Origin of the sequence: Buttiauxella brennerae ATCC 51605, from assembly GCF_001654925.1 — a bacterium.
In the GTDB taxonomy this organism is placed as follows: Bacteria; Pseudomonadota; Gammaproteobacteria; order Enterobacterales; family Enterobacteriaceae; genus Buttiauxella; species Buttiauxella brennerae.
Genome location: NZ_LXER01000008.1, coordinates 1 through 11,847 on the forward strand (window position 1 = coordinate 1; position 11,847 = coordinate 11,847).

General features: G+C 53.9%; 10 protein-coding genes and 1 pseudogene. All 11 read left to right on the top strand.

The features are described from left to right. Positions 1 to 923: 923 nt before the first annotated feature. Positions 924 to 1,421, top strand: coding sequence for a type VI secretion system contractile sheath small subunit (tssB, locus tag M975_RS05190; protein ID WP_064557819.1), 498 nt, complete (start codon positions 924 to 926; stop codon positions 1,419 to 1,421). A 37-nt stretch (positions 1,422 to 1,458) separates the two neighbouring features. Beyond that, the gene (tssC, locus tag M975_RS05195) at positions 1,459 to 3,009 is read left to right on the top strand and encodes a type VI secretion system contractile sheath large subunit (protein WP_064557813.1); all 1,551 of its coding nucleotides are present in this window, start codon (positions 1,459 to 1,461) and stop codon (positions 3,007 to 3,009) included. A gap of 15 nt (positions 3,010 to 3,024) precedes the next feature. After that, complete coding sequence (tssK, locus tag M975_RS05200) at positions 3,025 to 4,362, top strand: type VI secretion system baseplate subunit TssK (protein WP_064557814.1); 1,338 nt, start codon at positions 3,025 to 3,027, stop codon at positions 4,360 to 4,362. Beyond that, complete coding sequence (gene tssL, locus M975_RS05205; protein ID WP_064557815.1) at positions 4,359 to 5,012, top strand: type VI secretion system protein TssL, short form; 654 nt, start codon at positions 4,359 to 4,361, stop codon at positions 5,010 to 5,012. The genes tssK and tssL overlap by 4 nt, the downstream gene beginning before the upstream one ends. A gap of 3 nt (positions 5,013 to 5,015) precedes the next feature. Beyond that, positions 5,016 to 6,743, top strand: a complete 1,728-nt coding sequence (locus tag M975_RS05210; protein ID WP_209438121.1) for an OmpA family protein — start codon at positions 5,016 to 5,018, stop codon at positions 6,741 to 6,743. 3 nt (positions 6,744 to 6,746) lie between these two features. Continuing rightward, on the top strand, positions 6,747 to 7,238 hold the full coding sequence (locus M975_RS05215; RefSeq protein WP_064557816.1) for an Hcp family type VI secretion system effector: 492 nt from the start codon (positions 6,747 to 6,749) through the stop codon (positions 7,236 to 7,238). Positions 7,239 to 7,420: 182 nt separating this feature from the next. Beyond that, positions 7,421 to 10,049: pseudogene (gene tssH / locus M975_RS05220) on the top strand (type VI secretion system ATPase TssH). Continuing rightward, positions 10,042 to 10,590: a hypothetical protein gene (locus M975_RS05225; RefSeq protein ID WP_064557817.1), complete on the top strand. Its 549-nt coding sequence runs from the start codon at positions 10,042 to 10,044 to the stop codon at positions 10,588 to 10,590. Before tssH ends, M975_RS05225 begins: the two are co-directional and overlap by 8 nt. Beyond that, positions 10,584 to 11,045 (top strand): putative T6SS immunity periplasmic lipoprotein, encoded by a 462-nt coding sequence (locus M975_RS22215; RefSeq protein WP_245164313.1) that lies wholly within the window; start codon positions 10,584 to 10,586, stop codon positions 11,043 to 11,045. The genes M975_RS05225 and M975_RS22215 overlap by 7 nt, the downstream gene beginning before the upstream one ends. A gap of 43 nt (positions 11,046 to 11,088) precedes the next feature. Further along, entirely contained in the window at positions 11,089 to 11,571 is a 483-nt protein-coding gene (locus tag M975_RS05230; RefSeq protein ID WP_245164315.1) for a putative T6SS immunity periplasmic lipoprotein, read from the top strand. Between the two features lie 83 nt (positions 11,572 to 11,654). After that, on the top strand, positions 11,655 to 11,847 hold a 193-nt coding region (locus tag M975_RS05235), incomplete at its 3' end, for a hypothetical protein (protein WP_064557818.1).

The window sequence follows — 11,847 nt, forward strand, 5'->3', positions numbered from 1 at the left end:
ATGGTTACCTCTCTCAAAGAGAGTAGTCTCCAGGATTACTGGGGCGGTTCAGTAACTGGAATAAGTATTTTTATGATGGTTACGTTACCTGGCGAATGAGTTCCCGCCGTTTAAGGTAGTGGCTCATCATTCATTGAGACCCATTACAGGATAGGGTGCTTCGCGGGTATTCAGGAAATACTGATCCGCATCTTATTTTTCTGTTCTCCACCCACTGCTTTCCAGCAGCGCCTGACACGTTGCCAGTGATGCGCACCCATCGTGTTCCCGCCTCGTTAAATGCCGCATCAAGCGACGATTTCAGTACGTAAACGCCACTGACCTCGAGATTAAGCGTCAGACGTAGGCACCCCTACCACTGTTCATCTGACGATAGCTGTAAACACTCCTGCCATACACTTTCCAGATATGGCGGGGCAGGGAATGCAGGGGGTTACGTTCTCGGGAACAGGGGGATTTCCCTGTTGTGGTAACTCATAATCTCTTCAAATGACATCGCCGGAGGGCGTTCCATCTTATACAGGCGAATACCCGTATGAACACTGTCGGCTATTGTTGAACATCAGATATCGGAATAATATTCAAAAATGTTTCATTTTATTATTTAAGTACAATAATGGATTTAAATAATTATGCTTCAGAATTATTTACTGGTAGTGCGCCGCTTTCATAATTAATGTGGAATATCTTAATTTTGTAAGAAAATACACTAAACCCATTCGAATGTAGTCGTAATGCTCTGCGCCAGTCCTGCTATTCCGCAGGATTGTAGTCATACTTAACATTAATTAATTTCTGCTAACATTAATCATTCCATTTTGTCTGCTTTACGTCTCGGTAAATTGGGCATTAAAATAAAAAACCATTTTTATAGTGGCACTCTACCCGGCCAAGGGATTAATTCATTCAGGAGATAAATGTATATGTCTGAATCATTTCAGAACGAGATACCGCGTGCACGCGTAAATATAAAACTGGACCTGTTTACGAATGGCGCCCAGAAGAAAATTGAGCTTCCACTGAAACTCCTAAGCGTCGGTGACTTCAGTAATGGCAAGGCGCAAGGGCCATTGTCGGAACGCGAAAAAATCAACGTTAATAAAAACAATTTCAACAGCGTCCTGACTGAACTTAATCCTGAAGTTAACCTCACCGTTAAAAACACCCTCGCCAACGACGGCTCTGAAGAAAATGTGAAGCTGTCTTTTAATAATATGAAGGATTTTGAACCTGAGGCGGTTGCGCGTCAAATTCCCCAGCTCCGTGCAATGCTCTCCATGCGTAATCTTTTACGCGATTTAAAATCCAATCTACTTGATAATGTAACTTTCAGGAAAGAACTGGAAACTATATTAAAAGACCCCGCGCTATCCGATGAACTGCGTAGTGAGCTGAATGCGCTTGCCCCAACCCAGAATTAATGACTGGAATTTCTTTTAACGGAATAATGACGAGTAAATGTTAATGTCACTAAATAATGAATCCCAGAATATGGCGGGCGGCGCCACTGTCGAAAAAACACTGCCAGCCGGGGGCGTATATGCCTCACTGTTTGACAAAATAAATCTGGACCCGGTTGCAGAAATAGGCAATCTGAATGGGTTTGATGATAATACCGTCATGGCGGAAACGTCTGCCAATGCCCGCGTGACTGCTGCTGTTCAGGTTTTTATGCAGTGCTTGCAGAAATCTGGTCAGAAAGTGGAAAAGCTGGATAAAACCCTGCTGGACAGCCACATTGCAGAACTGGATTTCCAGATCAGCCGCCAGCTGGATGAAATCATGCACAATGATGCATTCCAGAAGGTGGAATCTGTCTGGCGGGGACTCAAATCGCTGGTTGATAAAACTGATTTTCGCCAGAATGTGAAGCTCGAACTGCTTGATTTATCAAAAGAAGAACTGCGTCAGGATTTTGAAGACTGCCCGGAAATTATCCAGAGTGGTCTGTACAAACAGACATATATTGCAGAATACGACACCCCGGGTGGCGAGCCCATTGCTGCGGTGATCTCAGCCTACGAATTCGATGCGTCAGCCCAGGATGTGGCGCTGATGCGTAATATATCAAAAGTTTCAGCGGCTGCCCATATGCCGTTTATCGGCTCTGCAGGACCGGCGTTCTTTTTGAAAAATTCGATGGAAGACGTGGCGGCCATCAAAGACATCGGCAACTACTTTGACCGCGCCGAATACATCAAGTGGAAATCGTTCCGCGAGACCGACGATTCCCGCTACCTCGGTCTGGTGATGCCGCGTGTGTTGGGCCGTCTGCCATATGGTCCGGACACTGTGCCGGTGCGTAGCTTCAATTATGTGGAAGAGGTGAAAGGGCCGGATCACGACAAATACCTGTGGACCAGTGCCTCGTTCGCCTTTGCTGCCAATATGGTCAAGAGCTTCATAAGCAACGGCTGGTGCGTGCAAATCCGTGGCCCACAAGCCGGTGGTGACGTGAAAGACCTGCCTATTCACCTGTATGACCTCGGTACCGGTAACCAGGTGAAAATTCCGTCAGAAGTGATGATCCCGGAAACCCGCGAATTTGAATTCGCCAACCTCGGTTTCATCCCGCTGTCGTACTACAAAAACCGTGACTACTCCTGCTTCTTCTCGGCGAACTCCACGCAGAAACCGGCACTGTACGATACGTCTGATGCCACGGCCAACAGCCGCATCAACGCGCGTCTGCCGTACATCTTCCTGCTGTCGCGTATCGCGCACTACCTGAAACTCATTCAGCGTGAAAATATCGGTACCACCAAGGACCGCCGTCTGCTTGAGCTGGAGCTCAACACCTGGGTACGTGGTCTGGTGACTGAAATGACCGATCCGGGCGATGAATTGCAGGCTTCTCACCCGCTGCGCGATGCGAAAGTGCTGGTCGAAGACATCGAGGATAACCCGGGGTTCTTCCGCGTGAAGCTGTTCGCTATCCCGCACTTCCAGGTCGAAGGCATGGATGTGAATCTGTCGCTGGTTTCCCAGATGCCGAAAGCGAAAGCGTAAGGTGGGATCCCAGGGATGAAAATTTATCGCCCACTTTGGGAGGACGGGGCCGCACTGGCCCCGCAACAGTTTCAGCAGCAAGCCCGCTGGAGTGCACACATTGCTGACACGGTGGCCCGGATGGGGATTTCTCATCCCTGGGGCGTGGTGGCTGCTGAGTTTGATGATGCCGCCCTCGCGCTGTCTCGTCTGAATGCTACCCGACTGGTGCTGCGGTTTCAGGATGGCACGATTGTGGATACGGACCTGGCGGATACGCTTCCGCCGGTCTGTGACCTGTCCTCTGCGGCCGGTAGTGAGGCTGCCCTGGTGGTCGCCGCGCTGCCACTGCTGAGCGCCAATGGTGGCAATCTGGATAACGGGCAGGATAGCGAACGTCCCCGCCGCTGGAAAGCCGAGCGGGTGGTGGTGCAGGAGCTCGCTGGGCATGAAAGCGGGGAGCTGGCCATTCTGCGCCACGCCATCACGCTGCGCTTATCCAGCCAGGAAAATACAGCTTATCTGACCTGTCCGGTGGCCCGTCTGGTACGCAATGCCCAGGGGCAGTGGAGCCGTGACCCGGCGTTCGTCCCGCCCATGCTTTCGCTTTCTGCCAGTCCGTTACTGGTCACTGAGCTGGGTGATATCCTGGTGCGTCTGCAGGCCCGTCGTCGCCGCCTGATGGCCATGCGCCGTGAGAGCAATGAACGTATGGCCGATTTTGCCGTGGCCGACGTGTCGCTGTTCTGGCTGCTCAATGCCCTGAACAGTGCCGAACCGGTCCTGATGGAGTTATTACAGACCCCGTCCCGCCATCCGGAACTGCTGTACCGGGAGTTGACCCGCCTCGCCGGCAGCCTGCTGACGTTCTCGCTGGAGCACGATGCCGGTGATATTCCCGCCTATCAGCACGATGCCCCTGAACAGGTGTTTCCGCCATTACTGACCCTGCTGGACAAGCTCCTTGAAGCGAGCCTGCCATCACGGGTGGTGAGCATCCAACTTGACCATCAGGATCAGATCTGGAAAGGCTCCCTGCATGATGCGCGGCTGCGCGAAGGGGCCGATTTCTACCTGTCCGTGCGCGCATCCATGCCCAACCACGAGCTGCAGATCAGGTTCCCGCTGCTGTGCAAGGCCGGCAGTTTCGACGATGTCTCCGATGTGGTGAACGTGGCGCTGAGTGGCATGGTGATCAAACCGCTCACTCATGTGCCAGCGGCTATCCCGTTGCGTCTGGAAAACCAGTACTTCTCGCTGGATCTGTCGACGGAAGCTGCCCGGGCGATGCTGGAGGCGGGGAGCTGTACCTTCTACACCCCGGGCTCACTCGGTGATGTGAAACTTGAACTCTTTGCGGTGCTGCGTACATGACCCAATCCGATATGAGCGAGATTGAACGTATTTTCTATCCCGGCTGGTTGATGGCCAGCCAGCTTCGTGGTGGTCAGGAAGTCCGGGAAGGGGAAAAACTGTACCGCCGGGCCTGCCGCCTGGTGCAGGAAGCCCGTACTGCGCTGACCGATGCGGGTTACAGCGACATCAGCCGTGACCACATGGTATACGCCCTGTGCGCCCTGCTCGATGAGAGCGTGCTTAACCGTGGGACGACCGATGATGGCTATCTGGTCTGGCATCGGGATCCGCTGCAGGCTCATTTCTTTGGGACGCTGAATGCCGGGGAAGAACTCTGGGAGCGTATCCGTCACCTGCTGAAAGAAACCGCGCCGGACACCGCGGTACTGACGTGTCTGTACCGCACCCTGCAACTGGGGTTTGTCGGACAGTATCGTGAACAGGATGACGAACACCGGGAAGATGTGGTCCGCAAACTCGGCGAGCGCGTACCAGCATTTCAGCTTGCGCAGGATGCACCGATTGTGGCCAGAGCGTCCCGTCTGCGTGGCGGTCGTCGCGGGTACTGGTTATCCTGGGTTATCGGTGTTGTGGCGCTGGCCGCACTCTGGTTTTTCCTCTCGTCTTCGCTCACCGACCTGGTGAGCCAGATTGTCAGGCCGGGGTAAGTGATGCGTGATGCTTACCGGAGTCTGTTAACGGCGCTGAGTGCGGTGCTGGCGTTGTGGCTCATCCTGGGCTTCTGGCCGTTGTCCGTCACCAGCCGTGTGGCACTCAGTCTGCTGGTTATCCTGGTCGGCGGCATGATGCTGTGGCGCCAGCGTCGGGCCGCCCTGACGCTGGCCGCCGCGGTAAGGGATCTCGGGGATAATAGTCTGCCGCCGGAAGATTTTCAGGGGGCCGTCATTCTCGCCTGCGGAGATAACACGGCGCTGTTTGCGCCCGGAGCCTGTCACCGGGAAACCCGGCAGGGCTGGTATCTGTGGGTAAAGGATGCTGAGCAGTTGCCAAAACTTGCGCAGCACCTGAGTCAGGTCCGTCCGGCCCTGGTGTCGCAGATTTCCGTATTACTGGCCATCCTGCCCGAAAAACACACCTCAGCCGATGATTTTGCTCAGCAACTGAGGGGCTGGCAGCGGGGTGTGGTGCAGTGTCGTCCCGCAACGGGCAGTATTCCGCCCGTCTGGTCAGTCACCTGGGTTTCGCCGTCAGCCGCCTGTCATGATGCAGAGCCCGTCTGGTTCACCACTGTCGGCCAACGCGCCGGCCTTCAGGTGTATCAGCCCGGGCTGGGCAATGTGTCACTGACAGAGTGGACCCGGGACAACATGGCCTGCGAGCGTCTGTCACGCCTGAGTCAGGCGTTGTGGCTGGACAGTCTGCTGGGCTGGCAGGCTGGCACCGTCAACACACTGCTGCAGGTACGTCATGGCGAGTTGCCTGCGCTGAAGCTCTGTGCCCAGGGGATTTGTATGACGCCCGTCAGAGGGCTTACCGACAACCTCTGGCAACAGCATATCGCCGGCCTCACGGCACTGCCTCCGGACATTGCGCCGATCGAGGCTCCCTTACCGTTACCGGAGCTGCTGCTGTCTGCCCTGCCACGACGCCGGGGCGTCAGTCGACGGATGGTGTTCTGGCGCTATGCCGGCCTGATGGGGGGGATTTTCCTGGCACTGGCGATGCTGGCGTCCTGGGTGAATAACCAGCGTCTGATCCGCAATGTGGGCGATCACCTTGCCCTATATCACCAACTGGATGGCCAGCCCGTTGCCCCCAAACTCCGGGCGCAGCAGCGTCTGCGTGCTGACGGGGCATTGCTGGATGACTGGCAGCGACGGGGGGAGCCTGTCCGCTACCGGTTAGGGTTATACCAGGGACTGCGCCTGATCCCGCCAGTGGAAGCGGCTGTGAATGACTGGGCACCGCCGCCACCGCCACCCCCTGTTATCAAAAAGATTATTCAGGGACCGAAAACCGTTCGCCTCGACAGCATGTCGCTGTTCGACTCCGGCAAAGCGGATCTGAAGGCGGGCTCGACCAAAGTGCTGGTGAATTCTCTGGTGGGCATCAAGGCCAGACCGGGCTGGCTGATTGTGGTGGCGGGTCACACCGACAACACCGGTAGTCAGCAGATCAACCAACCGCTGTCCCGTGAGCGTGCCGAATCGGTGCGTAACTGGATGCGCGACACCGGCGATGTGCCGGAAAGCTGTTTTGCGGTACAGGGCTACGGCGCAAGCCGCCCCGTCACGACAAACGACACGCCGGAAGGCCGCGCGCTCAACCGTCGTGTCGAAATCAGTCTGGTTCCACAGGCCGACGCCTGTCGAATGCCAGGCAACAACAATACGTCATCGCAGGATGATGGCGTGACTCAAAATGAAATGGAGAATTAACACATGGCTATTCCTGTTTATCTGTGGCTGAAAGACGACGGTGGTGCGGACATTAAAGGTTCCGTGGATGTGAAAGATCGTGAGGGCAGCATCGAAGTGGTCGCTCAGGAACACAAGTTGTATATCCCAACCGACAACAACACCGGCAAACTGACGGGCACCCGTATCCATACACCTTTCCTGTTCACCAAGGAAATCGACTCCTCGAGCCCGTACCTGTACAAGGCGGTGACCACTGGCCAGACCCTGAAGTCTGCCGAATTCAAGTGGTACAAAATCAACGACGCGGGCCAGGAAGTGGAGTACTTCAACACCAAACTGGAAAACGTCAAGATGGTGAAAGTCGCGCCGAAAATGCACGACATCAAAGATCCTTCTTTCGAGAAGCATAACCACCTCGAAACCATCGAGCTGCGTTACGAAAAAATCACCTGGACCTACAAAGACGGCAACATCATTCATTCCGATTCATGGAACGAACGCGCCACCGCGTAAGTCTGTTAGCGGGCAGAGCTTCTCTGCCCGCTTTTTCTTTTTTGCTGAACGTCTGTGAATCGCGGGCTTTCAGCAAAGAATCACACAATCTGCCAGCCTGACCTTGTGCGCTTTGGTCTCCCGAACAACGGGAAACAGCGAGGGGCGGTAGCGTGTCCAGGAACCGATAAAGAGAGAATTTCATGGAAAATCCCGCCATCCTGCTACGACGTCTGAACCCTTACTGTGCCCGTGCCATGGAAGGGGCTGCCTCCCTGTGTCAGACCCGGGCGCACGCCGAAATTCTGCCAGAACACTGGCTGCTGAAACTGCTGGAGCAGGGCGAAGGTGACCTGACGGTGCTGGCTCGCCGCTACGAATGGGATATGGACAGCCTGTGGCAGGATTTGCTCGGCTGGCTGGATGCGCTCCCGCGCTCTGTTCGCGGCCGCCCACAGCTGGCAGACAGCATTCAGACTCTGATGCAGGAAGCGTGGATGCTGGCCTCACTTTCCGGTGAAGATCAGATCCGAAGTCACCACCTGCTGATGGCGCTGGTCGGTAAACCTAAACTGGTGCGTTGCGATGGCCTGTGGCCGCTGCTGACGCTGGGTCAGAGCCAACTGGAACGCCTGCGTCCACTGCTCGATGCGCAGTCCGACGAGCGCCCGGAGCTGCAACAGGAAGCCGAACTTGCTCAGCAGGGCGGCGATGTTGAAATGGTCGGCCGTCCGGTGGGAGCCGAAATCCGCAATGGTGAACTCAACCCGGCGCTGCAAAATGCACTGGATAAATTCACCCTCGATGTCACTGCGAAAGCGAAAGAGGGCAAAATCGACCCGGTGTTTGGCCGTGATACCGAAATCCGCCAGATGGTCGATATCCTCTCCCGCCGCCGTAAAAACAACCCCATTCTGGTCGGCGAACCGGGCGTCGGTAAAACTGCCCTGGTGGAAGGCCTGGCGCTACGTATCGCCGAAGGCAACGTGCCGGAATCGCTGAAAACCGTCAGCCTGCGCACCCTCGACCTCGGTCTGTTGCAGGCGGGTGCGGGGGTGAAAGGTGAATTTGAACAGCGCCTGAAAAACGTCATCGACGCCGTGCAGCAGTCGCCAAATCCGGTGCTGCTGTTTATCGACGAAGCCCACACCATTATCGGTGCCGGTAACCAGGCGGGCGGGGCGGATGCTGCTAACCTGCTGAAGCCGGCCCTGGCACGTGGCGAACTGCGCACCATCGCCGCCACCACCTGGAGTGAGTACAAACAGTATTTTGAACGCGATGCCGCATTAGAGCGCCGTTTCCAGATGGTGAAAGTCGACGAGCCGGACGACGAGACAGCCTGCCTGATGCTGCGGGGCCTGAAATCGCGTTATGCCGAACACCACAACGTGCACATTACCGATGCGGCGGTCCGTGCCGCTGTGACGCCGTTATCTGACCGGGCGTCAGCTGCCGGACAAAGCCGTCGACCTGCTCGACACCGCAGCTGCCCGCGTGCGCATGAGTCTGGATACCGTGCCGGAGCCGTTAACGCGTATTCGCGCACAAATCACGGCCCTGGAAATTGAGAAGCAGGCGCTGCTGGAAGATGTTGCCGTCGGGAGCAACTGTCAGGGCGAGCGTCTGGCGGCGATTGAACAGGAAGAAATCCGCCTGTTTACCGAACTGGACGAGCGTGAGACGCAGTACGGTCAGGAACTGTCGCTCACTGAGCAACTGCTGGTAACCCGCCAGGATATCTCCCGCCAGAGTGAGACCCGCGACCTGCAACAGCAACTTGATGGCATGCAGCAGAGCAACCCTTTGCTGTCTGTTGACGTCGATACCCGCACCATCGCCAACGTGATTGCCGACTGGACCGGGGTGCCGCTCTCGTCGCTGATGAAAGATGAACAGACCGAACTGCTGAACCTGGAAGGGGAAATCGGTAAGCGCGTTGTCGGCCAGGATGTGGCGCTCAACGCCATCGCACAACGTCTGCGTGCCGCCAAAACCGGGCTGACATCCGAGAACGGCCCGCAGGGTGTGTTCCTGCTGGTCGGCCCGAGCGGCACTGGGAAAACCGAAACGGCACTCACGCTCGCGGACGTGCTGTACGGCGGTGAAAAGTCGCTCATTACCATCAACCTGTCGGAGTACCAGGAGCCGCACACCGTCTCCCAGTTGAAGGGCTCGCCTCCGGGCTACGTTGGTTATGGTCAGGGCGGCATCCTGACCGAAGCGGTACGCAAGCGCCCGTACAGCGTGGTGCTGCTCGATGAAGTGGAAAAAGCGCACCGTGATGTGATGAACCTGTTCTACCAGGTATTTGACCGTGGCTTTATGCGCGACGGCGAAGGCCGTGAAATCGACTTCCGTAACACCGTTATTCTGATGACCTCCAATCTCGGCAGCGACCCCCTCATGCAGTTGCTGGATGAGCAGCCGGACGCCACCGAAGGCGACCTGCACGAACTGCTGCGCCCCATCCTGCGTGACCACTTCCAGCCCGCGCTACTGGCCCGCTTCCAGACCGTGATTTATCGCCCTCTGGCGGAAACCGCCATGCGTACCATCGTGCAGATGAAGCTGGATCAGGTCAGCAAGCGCTTACGTCGTCATTACGGTCTGACCACGCATATCGACGAAAGCCTGTTCGATGCCCTGACGTCCGCCTGCCTGCTGCCGGACACCGGCGCACGTAATGTCGACAGCCTGCTCAACCAGCAAATCCTGCCGGTGCTGAGCCAGCAACTGCTCACGCATATGGCGGCGAAGCAGAAACCGAAATCGCTAACGTTAGGCTGGAGTAATGAGGAAGGGATTGTGCTGGAGTTTGCTCATGGCTGAGAAAAAGCAGGATAACGACAATTTAAAGGAAGGTGGTATCAGGTTACTGACAACAGGTGAAATACAGCTGGCACAATCGGTGTTTGCGTCAACGATTGAGTATGCAAGTGTGTGGATCCACAAGGACAGCTATTTGCCTTTTAATCTGCAGAATGAAAATACGGCAATGACGCCGAACGGTGAGCTGTATTTTCGTAATCAGTATCATGATGACTTTTCGCTGTCGCTCGATGATATGCAGCATCTGTTTATCCATGAAATGAGCCATGTCTGGCAACGTGCCCGAGGGATGAATGTTATTGGCCGGGGATTGGTTAGTTGGATGGTCAGTTATCGTTATACCCTTGATGGACGGCTGTTAAGTGAGTATCCAATGGAGCAGCAGGCACAGATTATTGCGGATAATTTCACCTTCCAGACTCATGGTTATTATGGCTGGCAGAAACTTAGGGGATGGGAGATCGTTACATTGGATGGCAATACTTCTGAACCGATAATCCGGGAAATGTATCAAAAAACATTGAGAGGATTTCCATGGTGAAAATAAAAAAACGACACTCAATATTACTGTCTAGCTTGCTAGCTGTTTCTCTTTTGACATTAACGGGATGTCCGTGGGGAGGAATGAAATATTATCCTGCAGAAACAACTCATGTTTTTATGAAAAATAATTCGCTTTGTTTTTCTATTCCAGACAGTAAAGATTATCAGCCCGTTTTTGTCGCAGTCAATCTCAGGAGCACACCTTCGAAAGAGCGAAAGTTTATTGACCATCCACAATTACGTGTGACAGATGGTCAATTATGTTTTCCACCTTCGTACTATCATTTTCCTGATACATCAACTGAGCCCTTTGTGATTGAGTTTGTATTGCAATCTCAGGATGAAAATAATCATCCAAGAAGTTTTTTTACGGAAATTGAAATAATTAGAGGCAGGGCTCAAAACGTGTTTTTTACGGAAAGAGAGCTCGGTCGATCTGAATTTACACGCTAAGTATAGCTCTTCATGTCATATTCTATTCTCGATGATGCTAAAAATGCAGAAATATAGTGTTGGATTCTCCATGGTGAGTATTTCGTGGTCTTTACTGTTGTCTGGCATGTGTCTTTTGATGCTGACAGGATGCCCTGGTCCAGGTGACAGGTTTATCCCCCATGAAACCACTTCTGTTAGTAAACAGGGAAAAAACATATGTTTTAACGTTATTGATACTCAAGATTACCAACCTGCTTATATAGGAATAAATCCACGAGGAACCCCCTCGAAGGAAAAAGATTTTAATTTTTCCCCTGGCCTCACGATTGTGGATAGGAAATTATGTACCCCTCCTTCTTTTTATCATTTTCCTGATAATGGGAGGTTCATTGTCGAATATATATTAATTTCAAAGAAACATGATGATAAGCCACGGAAGTTCGTTGTCGGCGTGGGGATAAATCATGGGAAGGTTTACAATTTTCCGTTGACTGATCGTGAAATAGCAAGACCGTATGGCTCAATTGAAGTATCAGAGGAGTAAGCCTCATGAGTGACAGAGCTTAATAATTCATCAGGAAATATAGATTTAATTTTTTAACTCTAATAATCGTTGCAGGTGGCTCAATGAAAGTAATTATCTTCTTCCTGCTCGTTATTGTCGGTGTTCTGTTTTTTCCTGATGCTTTTATCTACACGTTCGTTAGGCGTTTTATCCCCATAAGTGGCGATGGCGAATTCGCCATGGACAACTTTGAAATGACCGCGTTGCTGATAAAAGTCCTCTTATGCGCTGTCGGGGCTGGTGCCGTATTTACTC

Coding starts and splice junctions, on each gene's coding strand:
- M975_RS05210 (WP_209438121.1), top strand. CDS start 5,016: ATGCGTGATGCTTACCGGAGTCTGTTAACGGCGCTGAGTGCGGTGCTG.
- tssB (WP_064557819.1), top strand. CDS start 924: ATGTCTGAATCATTTCAGAACGAGATACCGCGTGCACGCGTAAATATA.
- tssL (WP_064557815.1), top strand. CDS start 4,359: ATGACCCAATCCGATATGAGCGAGATTGAACGTATTTTCTATCCCGGC.
- tssC (WP_064557813.1), top strand. CDS start 1,459: ATGTTAATGTCACTAAATAATGAATCCCAGAATATGGCGGGCGGCGCC.
- M975_RS05225 (WP_064557817.1), top strand. CDS start 10,042: ATGGCTGAGAAAAAGCAGGATAACGACAATTTAAAGGAAGGTGGTATC.
- M975_RS05230 (WP_245164315.1), top strand. CDS start 11,089: ATGCAGAAATATAGTGTTGGATTCTCCATGGTGAGTATTTCGTGGTCT.
- M975_RS22215 (WP_245164313.1), top strand. CDS start 10,584: ATGGTGAAAATAAAAAAACGACACTCAATATTACTGTCTAGCTTGCTA.
- M975_RS05215 (WP_064557816.1), top strand. CDS start 6,747: ATGGCTATTCCTGTTTATCTGTGGCTGAAAGACGACGGTGGTGCGGAC.
- tssK (WP_064557814.1), top strand. CDS start 3,025: ATGAAAATTTATCGCCCACTTTGGGAGGACGGGGCCGCACTGGCCCCG.